Annotated in this window: 16 protein-coding genes; 11 read left to right on the forward strand and 5 right to left on the reverse strand. The window is 61.5% G+C overall.

The window, feature by feature from the left end:
* The first annotated feature begins 24 nt into the window (after nt 1–24).
* The 7 genes from ACXX83_RS26935 (at nt 25) to ACXX83_RS26965 (ending at nt 7,777) form a co-directional block, all read left to right on the forward strand.
* Entirely contained in the window at nt 25–360 is a 336-nt protein-coding gene (locus tag ACXX83_RS26935; RefSeq protein WP_217837005.1) for a YceK/YidQ family lipoprotein, read from the forward strand.
* A gap of 166 nt (nt 361–526) precedes the next feature.
* Complete coding sequence (locus ACXX83_RS26940; RefSeq protein WP_407799743.1) at nt 527–2,284, forward strand: carbamoyltransferase family protein; 1,758 nt, start codon at nt 527–529, stop codon at nt 2,282–2,284.
* Entirely contained in the window at nt 2,268–3,398 is a 1,131-nt protein-coding gene (locus tag ACXX83_RS26945; RefSeq protein WP_458550054.1) for a glycosyltransferase, read from the forward strand. Before ACXX83_RS26940 ends, ACXX83_RS26945 begins: the two co-directional genes overlap by 17 nt.
* Nucleotides 3,398–4,294 carry an antimicrobial resistance protein Mig-14 gene (locus ACXX83_RS26950; RefSeq protein WP_458550055.1) on the forward strand — a complete coding sequence of 299 codons (897 nt, stop codon included), beginning with the start codon at nt 3,398–3,400 and terminating at the stop codon, nt 4,292–4,294. The genes ACXX83_RS26945 and ACXX83_RS26950 overlap by 1 nt, the downstream gene beginning before the upstream one ends.
* 8 nt (nt 4,295–4,302) lie before the next feature.
* Complete coding sequence (locus ACXX83_RS26955) at nt 4,303–5,745, forward strand: PIG-L deacetylase family protein (RefSeq protein ID WP_458550056.1); 1,443 nt, start codon at nt 4,303–4,305, stop codon at nt 5,743–5,745.
* Nucleotides 5,742–6,896 (forward strand): glycosyltransferase family 4 protein, encoded by a 1,155-nt coding sequence (locus ACXX83_RS26960; protein WP_458550057.1) that lies wholly within the window; start codon nt 5,742–5,744, stop codon nt 6,894–6,896. Before ACXX83_RS26955 ends, ACXX83_RS26960 begins: the two co-directional genes overlap by 4 nt.
* Nucleotides 6,893–7,777, forward strand: coding sequence for a glycosyltransferase (locus ACXX83_RS26965; RefSeq protein WP_015093197.1), 885 nt, complete (start codon nt 6,893–6,895; stop codon nt 7,775–7,777). The genes ACXX83_RS26960 and ACXX83_RS26965 overlap by 4 nt, the downstream gene beginning before the upstream one ends.
* An 84-nt stretch (nt 7,778–7,861) precedes the next feature.
* Here the strand turns inward: ACXX83_RS26965 and ACXX83_RS26970 are convergent, their stop codons facing one another.
* Nucleotides 7,862–9,724 (reverse strand): O-antigen ligase family protein, encoded by a 1,863-nt coding sequence (locus ACXX83_RS26970; protein ID WP_458550058.1) that lies wholly within the window; start codon nt 9,722–9,724, stop codon nt 7,862–7,864.
* 154 nt (nt 9,725–9,878) lie between these two features.
* On the opposite strand from ACXX83_RS26970, the gene msbA reads away from it, so the two are divergent.
* Together msbA and hldE are read left to right on the forward strand one after the other, a co-directional pair.
* Nucleotides 9,879–11,681 (forward strand): lipid A export permease/ATP-binding protein MsbA, encoded by a 1,803-nt coding sequence (gene msbA / locus ACXX83_RS26975; protein WP_015093199.1) that lies wholly within the window; start codon nt 9,879–9,881, stop codon nt 11,679–11,681.
* Nucleotides 11,682–11,857: 176 nt separating this feature from the next.
* The gene (gene hldE / locus ACXX83_RS26980) at nt 11,858–13,282 is read left to right on the forward strand and encodes a bifunctional D-glycero-beta-D-manno-heptose-7-phosphate kinase/D-glycero-beta-D-manno-heptose 1-phosphate adenylyltransferase HldE (RefSeq protein WP_015093200.1); all 1,425 of its coding nucleotides are present in this window, start codon (nt 11,858–11,860) and stop codon (nt 13,280–13,282) included.
* A 142-nt stretch (nt 13,283–13,424) separates the two neighbouring features.
* Here hldE and ACXX83_RS26985 read toward each other — a convergent pair whose 3' ends face one another.
* From ACXX83_RS26985 to ACXX83_RS27000, 4 genes are all read right to left on the reverse strand, one after another.
* On the reverse strand, nt 13,425–14,393 hold the full coding sequence (locus tag ACXX83_RS26985) for a hypothetical protein (protein WP_007977441.1): 969 nt from the start codon (nt 14,391–14,393) through the stop codon (nt 13,425–13,427).
* A 32-nt stretch (nt 14,394–14,425) separates the two neighbouring features.
* Nucleotides 14,426–15,238 (reverse strand): aldo/keto reductase, encoded by an 813-nt coding sequence (locus ACXX83_RS26990; RefSeq protein ID WP_458550059.1) that lies wholly within the window; start codon nt 15,236–15,238, stop codon nt 14,426–14,428.
* On the reverse strand, nt 15,235–16,410 hold the full coding sequence (locus tag ACXX83_RS26995; protein WP_458550060.1) for an NAD(P)/FAD-dependent oxidoreductase: 1,176 nt from the start codon (nt 16,408–16,410) through the stop codon (nt 15,235–15,237). The genes ACXX83_RS26990 and ACXX83_RS26995 overlap by 4 nt, the downstream gene beginning before the upstream one ends.
* A gap of 201 nt (nt 16,411–16,611) precedes the next feature.
* Nucleotides 16,612–16,944: a DMT family transporter gene (locus ACXX83_RS27000; RefSeq protein ID WP_015093202.1), complete on the reverse strand. Its 333-nt coding sequence runs from the start codon at nt 16,942–16,944 to the stop codon at nt 16,612–16,614.
* 103 nt (nt 16,945–17,047) lie between these two features.
* Here ACXX83_RS27000 and ACXX83_RS27005 point away from each other — a divergent pair, with 103 nt between their 5' ends.
* Both ACXX83_RS27005 and waaA read left to right on the forward strand, forming a co-directional pair.
* The gene (locus tag ACXX83_RS27005; RefSeq protein WP_458550061.1) at nt 17,048–17,950 is read left to right on the forward strand and encodes a LysR family transcriptional regulator; all 903 of its coding nucleotides are present in this window, start codon (nt 17,048–17,050) and stop codon (nt 17,948–17,950) included.
* Between the two features lie 11 nt (nt 17,951–17,961).
* A complete protein-coding gene (gene waaA, locus ACXX83_RS27010) occupies nt 17,962–19,239 on the forward strand; it encodes a lipid IV(A) 3-deoxy-D-manno-octulosonic acid transferase (protein ID WP_458550062.1) in 1,278 nt (425 codons plus the stop codon).
* Nucleotides 19,240–19,261: the final 22 nt, after the last annotated feature.

Consider the following 19,261-nt stretch of genomic DNA (forward strand, 5'->3'; position numbering starts at 1 on the left):
CCTGTCGTTCTTGGAGGGCAGGCTTTGTCGATCAAAATGGCAGTTTCAACAGGTGTTTTATCCGTGTCGCTAATGGGCTGCGGTACCGCCGCTACGGTCCTGCAGGATGAAGCCGAAGCCGCGCACGGGCTGCGCAGGCAAAAGACCTATTGCCAGTCCATCCCCCGGGTCTATAGCGGCCTCGCTTATGACTTCTGCGTATTGAACGCACCGCCCGATCCCACGGGTGTCCTTGTACCGCTCATTTTGCTCGACCTGGCCCTGTCCGGCGCACTGGACACCGCCGCCTTGCCCTACACGATTTACCGGCAGAGCGTGGACGGCAATATCCTTGTCTACTGGCGGCCTTCGCGCGGTTAAAAGTAATCGCAAGGGCACCACCGTGGTGGCTTGCCGCTTGTAGCTAGAGGCTAGCCGCTGCTTTTACGCTATAATCCCGCCCTTTAGCTGTCTCTCGCCCCTTGCGAGGGCACATTAATTTTTGAGGCGCTTGCGCCTGCATGCAGACTAAAGAGGCTAGACCCCTGTGGCATTGACGATTCTTGGCCTGTCCGGCGCCCTTAGCCATGATCCTTCCGCAGCCCTGTACATCGACGGCAAGCTGGTCGCGGCGGCTGAAGAGGAACGCTTCGTACGCGATAAACATGCAAAGAACCGCATGCCCTACGAATCGGCGAAGTTCTGCCTGGAACAGGCTGGCATCAAGCCGTCCGATGTCGACGTGGTTGCGATCCCGTTCGCCCCGATCAGCCTGTTCGGCAAGGCCCGCTGGCAGTACGCCAAGCGTTACTGGTACGCCCCGGACCGTGCACTCGACGCGATCCTGATGGGCAACCGTCGCTACAAGCGCTATCGCAACAAGATCGTCTGGTGCCTGGAGCAACTGGGTTTTGATCCGAAGAAGATCAAGATCGAACCGGTCGAGCACCACCTGGCTCACGCCTCCAGCGCCTACCACTGCTCCGGCTTCAAGGAGAAAACCGCGATCCTGGGCATCGACGGCAAGGGCGAGTACGCCACGACGTTCTTCGGTTATGGCGAAAACGGCAAGATCCACAAGATCAAGGAATTCTTCGATCCGGACTCCCTTGGCGGCCTGTACGGCGCGATCACCGAGTTCCTCGGTTTCGACATGCTTGACGGTGAGTTCAAGGTCATGGGCATGGCGCCATACGGCGACGCCAGCAAATACGATTTCTCGCGCCTGGCTTCGTTCGAAAACGGCGAACTGGTGATCAACACCGACTACGCCAACGTCATCGGCCTGCGTCGCTATAAAGAGAAGGGCAAGGGTTACTACTTCTCGCCGAAGCTGATCGAGTGGCTGGGTCCCAAGCGCGAAGGCGACATCGCCGACGAGCCTTACATCCACTACGCCGCCAGTATTCAAGCGCTGTTCGAAAAAATTGCGCTGCAGATGATCGACTACTACCTGGGTGACGTGCTCAAGGAAACCGGCAAACTGGCCTATGCCGGTGGCTGTGCGTTGAACGTCAAGCTCAACCAGAAAATCATCGCCCGCGACGACGTCAAGGAGCTGTTCGTACAGCCGGCGTCCGGCGATGCCGGTACCGCAGTGGGCGCGGCAGCCTATGTGTCCCACGCCCGTGGCGTACCGGTCGAGAAGATGGAGCACGTCTACCTCGGCCCGTCGTACAGCAACGAAGACGTGATCGCGGCCTGCGCCCGTCATGCCGACAAGCCAACGTGGCGCAAGCTCGACAACATGCCGGAGCAGATCGCCAAAATCATGGTCGATGGCAACCCGGTGGCCTGGTTCCAGGGTCGCATGGAGTTCGGTCCGCGTGCACTGGGCGGTCGTTCGATCATCGGTTGCCCGAGCGTGCCGGGCGTGGCTGATCGCATCAACCACCAGATCAAGTTCCGCGAGCGCTGGAGGCCTTTCTGCCCGTCGATGCTCGACACCGTGGCGCCGCAGATGATCAAGATCGATCACCCGGCTCCGTTCATGACCTTCACCTTTGAAGTGGCGGAAGAATGGAAGACCCGCGTGCCGGAAGTCGTCCACGAAGACGGCACCTCCCGCGCCCAGGTGCTCAAGCGCGAATACAACCCGCGCTACTACGACATGATGAAGGCGCTGGAAGTGCTCACCGGCAACGGCGTGTCGCTCAACACTTCGCTCAATCGTCGCGGCGAACCGATGATCTGCTCGCCGACCGATGCGCTGAACATGTTCTTCGGTTCGGATCTACAGTATCTGATCATGGAAGACATCCTGGTGGTCAAAGAGGGCGCAAACGCCTATGACACGTTCGGCTGAGCGTCATGTGCTGCAGTTCTGCCACGGCTATGACGGGCCGTTCCTGGACTGCGCACGGCAGTACGCCAGCCTGTTCGCGGGGACTGGCTATCGCGTGACCACGGTGTTTCTCACCGGGGTTGCCGATGCCGAAGTCGCCGCGGGCTGCGCCTCCGACGAGGTGCTGTTCATGGAGTACAGTTCCAAGGCCATTCGTGGCCTGAAACTGGGCGCCATCGGCGATCTGCGCAAGATCGCCGCGTCGCGCAACTTCAGTTTTTGCATCGCTCATCGCTTCAAGCCTATCTATATTGCCTTGCTCGGTACGTCGTTGCCGGTCATTGGCGTGCACCACGGGTTTGAAGACTACAAGCGCGGCAGCCGCAAACTGTTCGCTCATATATTCCGCAAGCGTTTGAGCCTGCTCGGTGTGTCCGACGCGGTGCGCGACGACATGCGCAGTTGCCTGCTGAAGTGGCCGGTTTCGCGAATTCAGACGTTGTACAACCGCATCGACGTGGATGCCTTGCAAGCCACGCAGGTGTCGGCTCGCGAGGCCCGGGAAACCCTCGGGCTGGCGGCGGATGCCTGGATTGTCGGCAACGTCGGACGCCTGCATCCCGACAAGGATCAGGCCACGCTGCTCGATGGTTTCGCCCAGGCATTGCCGCAGTTGCCGGCCAACAGCCAGTTGGTGATTCTCGGCAAGGGGCGCCTGGAGGAAGACCTCAAGGCTCAGGCCCGCGAGCTGGGTATCGGCGACCGGGTGCTGTTCCTCGGCCAGGTGCCGGATGCGCGCAACTATTTCCGGGCCTTCGATGTGTTCGCCCTGAGTTCCGATCACGAACCGTTCGGCATGGTGCTGCTGGAGGCCATGGCCGCTGGCGTACCCTTGCTCGCCACGGCGTGCGGCGGAGCGAAAGAAGTGGTCGAAGGCGTGGGCATCCTGTTCCCGCTGGGCGATGCCGAGCATCTGGCCCAGGGGCTGCAACACCTGGCTGCCATGGACGATCAGCAACGCCGCCAGTGTGCCGAGATGATGCTCGAGCGCTTGCGCGAACGCTTTTCCGACCGCGCAGTGCGCGATGCTTTCTGGCACTTGCCGCACGTTACCGAACTGGCACAGAGGGGCTGATGCTCAACCGATTTCAAGGCTGGCGCGAGCGTGGCTGGGCGGTAGTCGACGCCTCGATTTACGCCGAAACCTGGCAGCGTTATGGCGGCAGCGTCGCAACTCATCCCATGGTGGTCGAGCGCCTGGCGCAACTGGCCGACATCCCGGTGCGCTACCTGGCCTGGATGCAGGGTGATGAGGTCAAGGCGGCGATCCCGACCTGGGGTCGCGACCTGGCCTTGTCCAAGGACGTGCTCAAGCGTCGCGGTAAAAAGGGCCTGTTCGACCTGGGTAACGCCGAGATCATCCTGCCCGCCGCGGCCGATGCCCAGGCGCCTTTGCGTCATCGCGCGCGCTATCTGTCGGCGTTGAACGAGGGGCGGTTCACCGGCATCAGGTTGCAGGCCGAGCAACTGGCCATGGCTCGTACCCCCGAGGAGCTGTCGAAGAAATTTCGCTACAACCAGCGCCGTGAATTGCGCCTGCTGGAAGAGGCCGGGGGCGTGGTGCGGCCGGTGTCCGAATTCTCCAGCGCTGAGTTGGCGGCGATTTATTGCGACCTGTTCCAGCGCCGTTGGGGCTTCCCGGCGACGGGTGCCGAACGCATGGCCGAGGTCATCGAGTTGCTGCGCGAGTTGCTGATCGGATCGGTGATTTTTCTCAACGATGCGCCGATTGCGATTCAATTGGTGTACCGCGTCGAAACTTCGCAGTGGATCAGCGTCGAGTACATCAACGGCGGGGTCGATCCCGAGACTCGCGAGTTCAGCCCCGGCAGCGTACTGAGTTTTCTCAATACGCAAAGTGCTTGGGAACATGCCCGGGCGCTGGACAAGCCGTTGCGTTTTTCTTTCGGTCGCGCCGACCGTGAATACAAGGATCGCTGGTGCAACCCTGTGCCGGTCTTCACCGTATGAGCCAAGCCATGAGCCGCAAACAGCAACTGCTCAAGCGCCATCGGCGCACTAAACGCATCGGCCTGTTGATTGCGCTGGTGCTGTTGATCGTCATCGGTGTGCTGGTGGCCTGGTGGTTGCCGCTGGTAGTAGCGGTTCTCGGCTGGATTGCCCACGAAGCCTGGTTTGCCGACCATCTGTTCTACTCGCCGAAAGACGATTATCAGTACAGTTTTCCCCCGTACACGCCCCAGCCCAAGGTGCACCTGAGCGGTGAACATTTGCGGCTGGACGAGGGCGTGATGCTGGTCGACGACGCGACGCTGGTGCTGGCCCTGCGGGTAAAAAGCACCTGGTTGGGTCGTTTTTTCGATCCGGTGGTCGAGTTGGCGGGGGGCGAAAACCCTGACCGACAAACCTTCGAACGGGGCGTAAACGGCCTGCGTTACCTCAATCTCAGTGGTCAGGCTCAGGCGCTGTCCCGTGGTGACCTGCGCTTGCGCGGGCGTTTCTGTCGGGTGTTCGGTGAGCCTGTGCTGTGGGCACTGGAACATCCGGATTACCGGCGTCAGCGGGTGATGGTCATCGCGCCCCACGCCGATGACGCCGAGCTGGCAGCCTACGGTTTGTACAGCCAGGCCGACGAAACCTGGATTGTCACGCTGACAGCAGGCGAAATCGAAGCCGAACACTACCGGCAGATGGGCCTGAACAAGGTCGATGCGGCCCGCTTGAAAGGCCGCCTGCGCACCTGGGACAGTATTGCCGTACCGCGTTGGGCCGGTGTGCCCGAGGCTCGCTGCGTACAGCTGGGTTATTTCTGCCTGCAACTGGCGAGCATGCAGGCTGCGCCTGGCGTGCCGGCGGGATCGCGGGAAGCCGACCTGAGCGACACCCGATTGTTCCGTCAGCTGAATCCGTTCGCGCTGCCGGGCGATGCCGATGGCGCGCCGACCTGGAACAATCTGCTGGCGGATCTGCGTGAGTTGCTGCTGCGGGCCCGACCCGAGGTCATCGTGCTGCCGCATCCGACCCTGGATCCGCATCCCGATCATATCTGCGCCCAGGCGGCAGTCCTCGAGGCCTTGCAAGGCCTGGACTGGCAACCGACCACGCTGTTGGGCTACGCCAACCACCTGCACGACAACGACCGTTGGCCGATGGGCGATAGCGGTGACGGCATCGCCTTGCCGCCGGCCTTCGATTCCGTCCAGCCGATGCAGCCTTATTGCCTGCCGATGCCGCTGGAGCAACAGCGGGACAAGGCCATGGCGTTGGGCATGATGCACGACCTGCAGCCGCCGATGCCGTTCAAGCGCCGCTTGCGTCGCTTGATCCAGCGGTTGTTGGCCGGCCGGGTGCCGTCCACCTATGGCGAGAACGAATTCTTTCGCAAGGCTGTCCGGCGTCACGAGCTTTTGTGGTCCATCAAGCACACACCAGGTAATGTTTCTCAGCGGGGAGAGTTATGAGTCAGCGGTCAAAGGTCCTGCAGCTGCAGCCTGACTACAACGTCAAAGCCCATGATTTCGCCGACCTCGCGGAGCAAATCGTCAAGGCCCTGCCCACCGATCGATATGAAGTGACCGCCGCGTTTCTGCGGGGCAAACCCGAGCCGGGCGAAGCAGTGAGCCGGGCTGATCGTTCGGTGTACTTCGAATTTTCCGACAAGTCCCTCAAGGGCATGCGCCTGCGGGCGATGTGGCAGTTGTACAAGTTCTGCCGCCGGGAAAAATTCGATGTGGTGATCTGCAACCGCTTCAAGCCGGTGAACATGATGCTGGCGCTCAACCGCTGGTTAAAAGTGCCGTTGTGCATTGGCATTTCCCACGGTTTTGGCGAGTACGACCGTTTTTACCGGCGCCGCCAGACTCAGCGCCTGATCGATCGTCACTGGCGCTTCGTCGGCGTGTCGCCTGCGGTGAAACAGTATCTGCTGGACTGTGACTGTGGTTTCACCGACCAGAATACCTACGCCATCACCAATGCCATCGACATCGAGCAAGCCGAAGGTCTGCAGCACAGTCGTGAAAGGGCCCGTGAAATGCTCGGCATCGATCCGTCGGTACGGCTGATCGGTGCACTGGGGCGGCTGGTGCCGGTCAAGGGCCACATCTATTTGCTGCAGGCCTTTGCCGCGCTCAAGGACAAGTACCCGAATACTCAGCTGGCGATCATCGGTGCCGGCCGCGAAGAGTCGCGCCTGGCTGCGGAAATCGACCGACTCGGCCTCGGCGGTCGCGCCCATTTGCTGGGGTTCAAGGAAATTGCCCTGCAGTACATTCGCGCGTTCGACATCTGGACCATGCCGTCCCTGGCCGAGGGCCTCGGGTTGGCGCTGCTTGAAGGCATGAGTGGGCATTTGCCGGTGATTGCCTCGAACGTGCCGGCCATGTTGCCGCTCATCGAGGGGGCCGGTGGCCTGGCGATTACGCCCAAGGATGTGCCGACGCTGCAAGCTGCGCTGGACACCTACCTCGGGCTGTCGGATGACGAACTCAAGGCCAAGGGTGAGCAGGCTTTCCGTTATCTGCAACAACACCATGACATCGAGGAATTCCGTCGCGAATACCTCAATCTGATCGACTCCGGCCTGGAACAGGCCCGCAAGGAACAGCCATGAACGACGCGCAACCCATCGTCACGGTCATCATCGCGTCGTACAACCACGGCCCCTACATCGAGCAGAGCATTCTCAGCGTCCTCAACCAGACCTATCGGAACATTGAGTTGTTGGTGATCGACGATGGCTCGAAGGATGACAGCGTCGAGCGGATCAAGGCGTTGCAGGCCACCCATGGTTTCGATTTCCGGGTCCAGGAAAACCAGGGACTGACCAACACCCTCAATGGGGCGATTGCCCGGGCAAAGGGCAGCCTGATCGTGCCGTTCGGTTCGGATGACATCATGTTGCCGGAGCGAATCGCCATCCAGGTCGCGCATATGGACGGCAAGCCGGAGGTCGGCATTTGCGCCGGCAACATCGAGTTGATCGATGCCGACGGCAACCTCTACCCGGAGAAGCGCCAGCGCCGGGATGTGCCGTTCCGTCGCCTGGACTTCGATGACATGTTCCTGGAGCGCAAGCCTTATCCTCCGGCACCCACCCTGATGATCCGGCGCGAAGCGCTGGAGAAGGTGGGCGGTTTCGACCCGACCATTCGCCTGGAAGATTTGCTGATCGAGTTGAAGGTGACCCATGCCGGTTACTTCATCGATGGTCTGAACGTGTTGATGGCGCGCTATCGCAAGCACGCCACCAACTCCTACAAGAACCACCGCTTCATGATCGACAGCATCCTGCGCACCTACGCGCTCTTCAGCGATCACCCGCTGTATGACGAAGTGCGCTACAAGTTTCTCAATTCCATGTTCCTCAAGACCGCCAACCGTGATCGCAAGCTGGCGCGTGAGTTGCTGGCGCAGATTCCCTTCAAGGCCTGGAACAAGAAAACCTGGCGCGGGTTGGGCCGGATGTATTTCTCACGGCTGGAGAAAGACTGAGCCAGGGGTTGGAAGCTTTGCCCGGCGCGGTCGCGATAACCAGCCGATAGGCCGTCATCGCGATCATCGGGCTGGTTTACGTCATCAGTGAGCCTGGGCCGAAGGGCTCCCGGCCAGCACTTGCCTGTGCAAATTATCCACGTCGGCTTTCGAGGCCACCGCGGCGTATCCCTGCAGCAGCGCTTCGAAGTGGTCCTCGAACAGCCAACGCCGATCCTCTGCGTAGCGCTGCATGTGGCGCAGATTGCGTCGACGCAGGGAAGGGCTCAGTGATGACGGGTAGCTTCGCAGGTCGGCCAGGTCGATCAGGCCGAACTCGCCGTCCTCCAGCACCAGCACATTGCCCAGGTGCAGGGAGCGGAAGTAGATCCCTTTCTGATGCAGTTGAGCCATGAACTTGCCGAAGCGCTCCACCAGTGCCTGGCGCACTGCCGGGGCGGTGATGCCTTGCAGGATCTGGCGTAGCGTGTTGCCCGGCAACGGCGAGTAGTGCACCGCGGTGCTGCCGTCTTCGAAGCGGTAGAGATCGAGGATTTGCGGGGTCGGGATGCCCATGCCGCGCAGTTGCATGCTGTTGACGGCAAAACGATCGGAATAGGGCGTGAAACTGCCCGAGGTATACCAGCGGCGACGGCGGAACAGCTTGAGAAAGCTGCCGTCGGTCAGGCGCAGGACTTTGGGGCCCAAGCCGTCTTCTTCGATGACCCGGGCATCGGCTGTCAGCTGCTGCAGGGCGCTTGGCGTCGCGGTCTTGATCGGCAAGTCCAGCAGGCGTCTGGCCCGTTGATTGATGCTCAATGCGGCAACCAGCGCCAGGGGGATCCACAGCAGGAACCAGTGCTCCTTGGGGCGCGAGATAATCCCGCCACCTTCAGTCAGGCCCGCGCCGATGCCGAAGGCCAGCCAGGCGGAGGCAATGATGAACAGCGGTTGCACGCGATGGCGCTGGCTACTGATGAGGCCCCATGCGAGAAAGAACAGCCATGGCAGCAGGCCGATAATGCCGACGTAGTAGAGCACGCCCAAGGCAAAGCTATGGGGTTCTTGCAGGGTGTAGCCGACGCCCGGGTCCAGGCTCAACTTGGCGTTGTAGCCATGTCCGATCCACGGATGTTCAGCGATCTTGCCCAGGGTCAATTGCCAGAGCTCGATGCGGAAGGAGCTGCCTCTTGCGATGATTTTGTCGGCAAATAGCGCGAAAGTCGCCGTTCCGGCGATGAACATGGAGGCAAGCAAGAGGACCGAGCGTCGATTCCAGCAGATGTAACACAGCCACAGCGCAGCGATTGTCAGTGCAACCAGTGGCGTCCTGGAACCGGTGGCCAGCACGGCGGCGAACATGATCGCCATCGCTGGCAAGCTCAACCAAAGTATTCGGGGGCGCTTGCAGGTCATGCTCAGGCTTAGCCAGTAGGTACAGAAAAAGCCGAAGACGTGGGAGCTGAGCAGTGGATTGTCGAACGCGCCGACACCGATCAGGCGCATTTCCGGTTGGTAGATCAGGCCGAACCTGTACAGGTTGTAGGCAGAGATGATCAGCGCCAGCGTCGCGGCGCAGAACAGCAGGGGCTGAATGATTTCGCTGCGATAGCGCACCAGCAGGTAGCAGCCAACGAACAGCATCAGGGTATGCAGTGACGGTTTGATCTGACCGGCCGGGACGTCATTTTCCGGCCCCCAGTTCAGGCTGAGCAATGCCCACGCCACAAACAGCAGGACAGCAACGACGATTGGTTCGTGCAGCAGCTCCTTGGCGAGCCGCGGTCGCAAGCACAGTGCAATCAGCGCCGGAATGCTGAACAGGCCATAGTAGAGCTTGTGATGCTCACTGCGCCCCGGCAGGAAAAACAGTGCACAAAGCAGCAATAAATAACCGAGTGGAAGGATCCACAAACAAATGAAATCGAAGATTCTATTGGGCGTGCTGTTCAAAGCGTTTAATTGCATGCTGAGTAACTTATTCCTGAAATGAGCGACCGTACCAAGGCAGGGACAGCGGGTGGCTATTTGACGCGCCACAATACACAGACTGTATGCGATTGCCAGAACCCTGGGGAAGCTGTGCTAAAGTCAGCGTCCTTTTCATCGACATTCGCGTGATATGACCGACTCCAGTCTCTGCGCAAGCCCATCGAGCTTGAAAATCTACTTCCGTCTGCTCGGCTATGTCCGGCCGTATATCAGCCTGTTCCTGATCAGCATCGTCGGTTTTCTGATTTTCGCTTCGACGCAGCCAATGCTGGGCTACATCCTCAAGTACTTCGTCGACGGTCTATCCAATCCTGAAGCGGCGCTGTTTCCAACCGTACCCTACCTGCGCGACCTGCAACTGCTGCAGGCGGTGCCATTGCTGATCATCCTGATCGCCGCATGGCAGGGGCTGGGGTCGTACCTGGGCAACTACTTCCTGGCCAAGGTTTCCCTGGGCCTGGTCCATGACTTGCGGGTCCAGCTGTTCAACAACCTGCTGGTGTTGCCGAACCGGTATTTCGACAAGCATAACTCGGGGCACCTGATTTCACGTATCACCTTCAACGTGACCATGGTCACGGGGGCGGCAACAGATGCGATCAAGGTCGTAATTCGTGAAGGCATGACGGTGGTCTTCCTGTTTGCCTCGCTGTTGTTCATGAATTGGCGCCTGACACTGGTGATGGTCGCCATCCTGCCGCTGATTGCCATCATGGTGCGCACGGCCAGCAAGAAATTCCGCAAGCAGAGCAAGAAAATCCAGCTGGCCATGGGGGACGTGACGCACGTGGCGTCCGAAACGATCCAGGGCTATCGCGTGGTGCGCAGTTTCGGCGGTGAAAAGTACGAAGAGAAACGCTTCTTCGACGCCAGCCAGGGCAATACCGACAAGCAATTGCGCATGACCCGCACCGGCGCCATCTATACGCCGCTGCTGCAACTGGTGATCTACACCGCCATGGCCGTGCTGATGTTCCTGGTGTTGTTCCTGCGTGGCGATGCGTCTGCTGGCGACATGGTGGCCTACATCACCCTGGCCGGCCTGCTGCCCAAGCCGATTCGCCAGCTGTCCGAAGTCAGCTCGACCATCCAGAAAGGTGTGGCCGGTGCCGAAAGTATCTTCGAGCAACTGGATGTCGAGCCTGAAGTCGATACCGGTACCGTCGAGCGTGATGTCGTCAGCGGTCGCCTGGAAGTGCGCAACCTCAGCTTTACCTACCCTGACACCGAGCGTCAGGTGCTCAATGACATCAGCTTCTCGGTCGAGCCCGGGCAAATGGTGGCGCTGGTGGGGCGTTCGGGCAGCGGTAAGTCGACCCTGGCCAACCTGATTCCGCGTTTCTATCACCACGACAAGGGCGAAATCCTCATCGACGGCGTCGAGGTGGAACAGTACAAGCTGTTGAACCTGCGTCGGCATATCGCCCAGGTGACTCAGCACGTGACCCTGTTCAGCGACACCGTGGCCAACAACATCGCCTATGGCGACCTGGCCGGCGCACCCCGTGAAGATATCGAAAAAGCGGCCAAAGATGCCTACGCGATGGACTTCATTGCTCAATTGCCCGAAGGCCTGGACACCCAGGTCGGGGAAAACGGCGTGTTGCTGTCCGGTGGCCAGCGTCAGCGCCTGGCGATTGCCCGGGCGCTGTTGAAGAATGCCCCGCTGCTGATTCTCGACGAGGCGACTTCGGCACTCGACACCGAGTCCGAGCGGCATATCCAGGCGGCCCTGGATCAGGTCATGAAAGGTCGCACCACTCTGGTGATCGCTCACCGCTTGTCGACCATCGAGAAGGCCGACCTGATCCTGGTCATGGATCAGGGGAAAATCGTCGAGCGCGGCACCCACGAGCAACTGCTGGCGCAAAACGGCTACTACTCACGCCTCAACGCGATGGGCCTCGACGCCCCGGCCGAAGACATCGCCTGACCCCGAAAGGGCGAGCCTGGCTCGCCCTTTCGTACCGGTGCCGTCGCCTGACGGTATTTTTGCTCAAAAAATGAGCAAAAATGCCCGGCAACTCATCCCGTTGCAGCCACCGCACAAGCCGACGCCAACCCTGTGTTAATATCGCGCCCCTGTTCATTCTGTATGTGGGTTGCACCATGAAGTTGTCCATGCCGCGATTCGATCAAGCCCCTGTCTTGGTGGTCGGCGATGTCATGCTCGACCGTTACTGGCATGGTGGTACCTCACGGATTTCCCCTGAGGCGCCGGTGCCGGTGGTCAAGGTCGATCACATCGAGGACCGTCCGGGTGGCGCTGCCAACGTTGCCTTGAACATTGCCGCCCTGGGCGCGCCCGCCTCGCTGGTCGGTGTAACCGGCGACGATGAAGCCGCCAATAGCCTGGTCAACAGCCTCAAGGGCGCTGGCGTGCGGGCTATCTTCCAGCGCATTGCGCACCAGCCGACCATCGTCAAGCTGCGGGTCATGAGTCGTCACCAGCAACTGCTGCGTATCGACTTCGAAGAACCCTTCGCCACCGACGCGCTGGCGCTGGCCGCGCAGGTCGACGAGTTGCTCGAAGGCATCAAGGTGCTGGTGCTGTCCGACTACGGCAAAGGCGCATTGAAAAATCATCAGGCGCTGATCCAGGCCGCCCGGGCCCGCGGCATTCCGGTGCTGGCCGATCCCAAGGGCAAGGATTTTTCGATCTACCGTGGCGCAAGCCTGATCACGCCGAACCTCAACGAATTCGAAACCATCGTCGGTGGTTGCGCCGATGAACACGATCTGGTCAACAAGGGCGCGCAACTGATGCACGACCTGGACCTCGGTGCCTTGCTGGTGACCCGTGGCGAGCACGGCATGACCTTGCTGCGTCCGGATCATCCGGCGCTGCACCTGCCGGCCCGTGCCCGCGAAGTGTTCGACGTGACCGGTGCCGGCGATACAGTGATTTCCACCCTGGCAGCGGCGATTGCCGCCGGTGAAGAACTGCCTCACGCCGTGGCCCTGGCCAACCTGGCGGCCGGTATCGTGGTCGGCAAGCTCGGTACGGCGGCCATCAGTGCGCCGGAACTGCGTCGTGCGATCCAGCGCGCTGAGGGTTCCGAGCGCGGTGTGCTGGGTCTTGAGCAGCTGTTGCTGGCGGTCGATGATGCCCGCGCGCACAACGAGCGGATCGTGTTCACCAACGGTTGCTTCGACATCCTGCATGCCGGTCACGTGACCTATCTGGAGCAGGCTCGGGCCCAGGGCGATCGCCTGATCGTCGCGATCAACGACGATGCATCGGTCAGCCGCCTGAAAGGGCCGGGCCGTCCGATCAACAGTGTCGACCGGCGCATGGCGGTGCTGGCCGGCCTGGGCGCGGTGGACTGGGTCATCAGTTTCCCGGAAGGCACCCCGGAAAACCTGCTGAGCGCGATCAAGCCGGACGTGCTGGTCAAGGGGGGCGACTACGGGATCGACCAGGTGGTCGGCGCGGACATCGTGACGGCCTACGGCGGTACCGTAAAAGTGCTGGGGCTGGTGGAAAATAGCTCCACCACGGCGATTGTCGAGAAGATCCGCAAGTCCGAGTGAGGCCATAAAAGATCGCATCCTCTGTAGGAGCGAGCTTGCTCGCGATGGACGTGAACGATACCGCGTGCTGACTGATTGAATGCGGTGCCGCTGAGTTCATCGCGAGCAAGCTCGCTCCTACAGGGGCTGCGATCTTTTGCTTTTAAGAGCTGACCTTCTTGCGCGGCACGATTTTCTTCAGCAGCAGCTTTGCCTTCCCACGCAACCGCGCCAAACCCGAATCCTTCCCCGGCGGGGTCAAACCCTGCTGCCTCACCCAGTCCTTCCAGCGAATTCGTTCATCGCGCACCAGCCAGCCTTCCTGTCGGGCAAAGCTCTCGGCCAGGTACAGGCCGCGCGTGCTGGCCGGGTGCAACTGATCCTTTTTCAGGGTGTAGAGTTCAGCCATCGGGTGGCCGTCCTGCAAGGGCATCAAGTACAGGTCGGGGCGCTTGCGGTCGAGACGGGCGACGAGTTGATCGCCTTCGAGCCTTTCATCGACATGGAACAGGCTCAGGGACTTGGCTTCCTTGGGAACGTCCAGGCGCAGGTCGTAAATCAGTTGCAGCGACGCCGTCGGCAAATGCACGTAAGCCCGCGGACGCTCCATCAACGTCAGGTTGGCGCAACGCACCGGCCGCGCCGAGCCGGACAGTGGCGACAAGCGAAACGGCAGGGCTTCGCGGTAATGCAGGGCGGCCGAGTAGGGCGCCGGCAGCCAGGTGTCATTGAACCGGCCACCGAGCCAGCCCTCCGGGGTTTCCAGCAGGCATTCTTCGGCAATCTCCTGGATCGCCGTGTGCAGGGGGAGGTTCAGTTCGTGGGCCGGCACGTAACCGGAGATCAGCTTGAGCACCACGTCGCCACGGTCCTGCCGACGCTGACGCACCAGCACCCAGTAGTCGCGATTCTGCCAATGCAGGGTCAGGCGCACCGAGACCCCGAGATTGGCCAGTTCCAGGGCAAATCGTTCGCTGTCGCCGACCGTGACTGGCCGACGACGTTGCAGGGTCTGGGAGAAATTCAGTGGCCTGCCGACGCTCTGGTAACTCAGGCCTTCAGGAGTCGCTTCGACGAATAACGGCAGGGTCTTGAAGTTGCTCGGGTTCTTTCTGATGAGCGTGCGCGACATGTCGGCTCCTGCTTAAGGCCGCGTGGGCGGCGTCAGTGGCTACGTAGGACCTGGGCAACGGTCGCGACATTGTGGGCGAGGTGCAGCGGATTAATGGTCCCGACAATAGCACTGGCAACACCCGGATGTTCAAACAACAACTCGAAACTGGCGCGCACCGGGTCCACGCCCGGACTCAGGCATACGTGACCGCTGGCGAGGGCTTTCTTGACCAGAATGGCTTTGCCGTGTGCAGCAGCATAGTCAATGACGGCCTTCTCGTTTTGTTCGTTCAGATTGTAGGTGACCATCGCGCAGTCGCCTTGCTCCAGCGCCTTCAATCCGCCTTCGACGGTCTTGCCGGAAAACCCGAAGCCGCCAATCTTGCCTTCGGCCTTGAGTTCGGCGAGGGTTGCGTAGACTTCGCAGTCATTGAGGATCGCCAGGTCGTTGCCATCGGAGTGCACCAGCACCAGGTCGATGAAGTCCGTTTCCAGGCGTTGCAGGCTGCGCTCTACGGACATGCGCGTGTGTGCCGCGCTGAAGTCGTGACGTGACTGGCCGTCGGCAAATTCTTCACCCACCTTGCTGACAATCACCCAATCCTGGCGCTGACCGCGCAGCAATGGGCCGAGGCGTTCTTCGCTGCGGCCATAGGCCGGGGCAGTGTCGATCAGGTTGATGCCCAGGTCGCGGGCGAGCTTGAGCAGCATGCGCGCTTCATCGTCATTGGGAATCCGGAAGCCGCTGGGGTATTTCACGCCTTGGTCGCGGCCCAGTTTCACCGTACCCAGGCCCAAGGGTGAAACCAGCAGGCCGCTGCTGCCCAGCGGGCGATGCAAGTCATGCAGGGTCGGTTGGCTCATGGCAGCAGTTGCTCCCAGGCCGGTACGCCCATCGGTGGCTTCGGCAGTTCAGGCAGCGCTGCCGGGTGGCCTGGCTGGATACCGTCGCGGGTCAGGCTGGCGATGACCCGGTCAGCGAAGTCCGGCGCCAGGGCGAGTTTGGTTGGCCAGCCCACCAGCAGCCGGCCTTCTTCTGCGAGAAACGCATTGTCGGGGCGGGTCAGGCCCGATTGCAGAGGTTCGGCGCGATCCACGCGCAGGGTGGCCCATTGCACTGTGCTCAGGTCGATCCACGGCAGCAACTGGCCGAGTTCTTTCTGTGCGGTGGCGATTTGTTCCGCAGGCTCACGGAGCACGCCTTCGCTTTCGGCGATGTCGCCACCCATGTACCAGACCCATTGACCGTCGGCGGCCGGGTGGGTGGTGACGGTAATGCGCGGTTTGGTGCCGCCGCCCAGACAGTGGGCGTACAGCGGTTTGAGGCTCGGCCCCTTGGCGATGATCATGTGCAGCGGTCGACGCTGCATCGCCGGCTCGCTGAGGCCCAATGCTTCGAGCAGTTGCGCCGTGCCTGCGCCGGCGCTCAAGACGATGCGCTGGGCGCGGATCTCGCGCTCATCGACGATCAGGCCGACCAGCTTGCCACCTTCCAGCAGCGGTTCGATTTTCTGCCCGGCGAGCAAGCCGTCACCGGCGAGGTCGGCGAGGCGCTGGATCAGGCTCGGCACATCGATCACCAGTTCCGCCAGGCGATAGACCTTGCCCTTGAAGCGCTTGTCTTGCAGCGCAGGCGGCAACTGGTCGCCCTTGACCTGATCGACGCGACCGCGCACGGCCTTGCTGGCGAAGAAACTGGTCAGGTTGCCGGCGAGGGTGCCAGGGGACCACAGGTAATGGGCTTCGGAGAGCAGGCGCACACCAGACAGGTCCAGCTCGCCCTCACCGGCCAGGGCTGCACGCCAGCGGCGCGGCATATCGGCGATGGCTTCCGAAGCGCCAGTCAGGGCACCGTGCAATGCGTACTTGGCACCACCGTGGATAATGCCCTGGGACTTCACGGTCTGCCCGCCGCCGAGGCTGGCGCTTTCCACCAGCACGGTCGAAAAACCCTGGCGGCGCAGGCGCGCGTTCAGCCAGAGGCCGGCGACACCAGCGCCGACAATCAGAACGTCGGTGGAAATAACGGATGGCATGCAGCGACCTCTGTGTTCAAGACGAGGGCGCAGTATACAGACTCGAAGATTGGAGGGGCTGACGCCAGTACTCTCGAGCCAACGAGTAACCCTGTGGGAGCGAGCTTGCTCGCGATAGCGGTGGGTCAGTCAACATTGATGTTGAATTCCATGCCGTCATCGCGAGCAAGCTCGCTCCCACAGGGGGTCGCGTTTCGAGTTCTAATGCCCTGCAGTTTTGGAGAAGAGCTGGATGACCACAACCCCCAGCACAATCAACGCCATCCCCAGCATCGCTGGCACGTCCAGCTTCTGCCCGTAGATAAACAGCGCCGCGACGCTGACCATCACGATCCCCATGCCGGCCCACACGGCATACGCCACACCCACGGGAACGCTGCGCACCACCAGGGTCAGCATCCAGAAGGCAATGCCGTAGCCGACGATGACCAGCACCAGTGGCAGCGGGGTGCTGAAGCCCTTGACCGCTTTCATCGAAACAGTGGCAATCACTTCGGCGCAGATGGCAATGGCCAGGTAGTAGTAAGCGGTCATGGGTCAATCCTCGTGTGAAGTGTTGCTCTCTGAGGTCGGCATTCTAGTGATTTGCCAGATGCGGTAAAGTCATTACCTATCTGTTTTGAAGATGGGTTGAGCCATGAGCATGCAATGGAATCTGGAGCAGTTGCGGTTGTTTGTCAGCGTAGCGGAGCAGCGATCGTTTTCTGCCGTGGCGCGGGATCAGCGCAAGGCGCAGTCGGCGGTCAGCAGTTCGATAGCGTTGCTGGAGGATGACCTGGGCGTCAGCCTGTTCGACCGCAGCAGCGGCCGTCAGCCGAAGCTCACTGAAGCTGGTACCGCTTTGCTGGACGAAGCACGGGAAGTGTTGCGTCAGTGTGAACGACTCAATGGCCGGGCATTGGCGATGATGCGCGGCCAGGAGGCACGACTGCGCGTGGCGCAGGATGAAGCGATGCCTTATCAGCCGATCATCGAAAGCTTCGAGGCCCTGGCGGAAAAATTCCCCAGCCTTGAAGTGCAACTGACCAGCGCCGCCCAAGGCGATGTCGCGCGCAAGCTGGTGGAGCGGCGCGCCGATCTGGGGTTGCTGTTCTTTCACGATCAGATTCCCGAGGCGCTTGAGCGTCGTGTGCTGGGCAGCGTGGAAATGGTCACGGTGTGCGGCAAGGACCATCCGTTGGCGGGCAAAGGCACGGTGGACGGCCAGCAGTTGGCGCAGCATCGGCAGTTGCTGATGTCCACGGAGTCGAGCATTTATCCCGGCAGTGATCCCGCCAGTCCGCAAGTCTGGCGCGCCGACAGTTTCTATGTGATGGCTGAATGGCTGGTGCGCGGCCTCGGCTGGGCGTGGTTGCCGCGCCACGTGGTGCAATACCCGACCTATCAGAACCAGATGGTCGAACTGGTCAGCGAATGGACCCCGCCGGCCCTGGTGGTGGAGCTGGTATGGCGCCGGGACGAGCCGCTTGGTCCGGCCGCGCGCTGGCTCGCCGAACGTTTTGCCGTGCACTTGCAGACGATTGGCGAAAAAAGCCGATAAACTCCGCCGCCATGAATAGAACTCTCTACACCGCGCTGTTTTATCTGGGGCTGCCACTGGTAGCGATTCGGCTTTGGCTGCGCGCGCGCAAGGCGCCGGCGTATGCCAGGCGCATCGGCGAGCGCTTCTCCTACGGGATGCCGGCGATGAAACCGGGCGGCATCTGGGTGCATGCCGTGTCGGTGGGCGAAAGCATTGCTGCCGCGCCGATGATCCGCGCCTTGCTGGCGCGTTACCCGAATCTGCCGATCACCGTGACCTGCATGACTCCGACCGGTTCGGAACGCATCCTGGCCCTGTTTGCCAATGAGCCGCGCGTCCAGCACTGCTATCTGCCGTACGATTTGCCGTGCGCCGCTCGGCGCTTCCTCGATCGGGTCCGGCCGAAACTGGCGGTGATCATGGAAACCGAGCTGTGGCCCAACCATATCCATCAATGTGCCAAACGCGGGATTCCCGTGGCGCTGGCCAATGCACGACTGTCCGAGCGTTCGGCCAGGGGCTATGGCCGCTTCCGTAAGCTGACCCAGCCGATGCTGGCCGAGATGAGCCTGTTCGCGGTGCAGACCGAGGCCGAAGCCCAGCGTTTCCGTGATCTGGGCGCGTGGCCGGAAACCGTCGAGGTCACCGGTTCGATCAAGTTCGACCTGACCATCGACCCGCAACTGCTCGAGCGCGCCAACCAGTTGCGCGGGCAATGGCAGGCGCTGGAGCGACCGGTGTGGATCGCGGCCAGCACCCATGACGGCGAAGACGAGGTCGTGCTCGCGGCTCATCGTCAGTTGCTGGTCAGTCACCCCGATGCGTTGCTGATTCTGGTACCGCGTCATCCGGAACGCTTCAATTCGGTGTACGGGCTGTGCCAGCAACAGGGGTTTGCCACCGTCCGGCGCTCCAGTGGCGACGCGGTCAGTGCCGATACTTCAGTGTTGCTGGGCGACACCATGGGCGAGTTGCTGTTTCTCTACGCCTTGGCTGACAGTGCTTTCGTCGGCGGCAGCCTGGTGCCGAACGGCGGGCATAATCTGCTGGAGCCGGCAGCCCTCGCCAAACCGGTGCTGAGCGGGCCGCATCTTTTCAACTTCCTCGAAATCGCTGCGCAGTTGCGCAGTGCCGGGGCGTTGCAGGAGGTGGAAGATGCCGAAGGGCTGGCGGTGGCGGTGCAGCGGCTGTTCGAACTGCCGCGTGATGCACAGCGCATGGCAGAGGCCGGGTTGAGGGTGATGCGCGCCAACCAGGGGGCGTTGCAGCGCTTGCTGGATGGATTGGGGCGGTTGATCGAGCGGTAGACCGCGCTGCCTTCATTCGCGA

The sequence above is a fragment of the Pseudomonas sp. GNP012 genome (genome assembly GCF_054343835.1).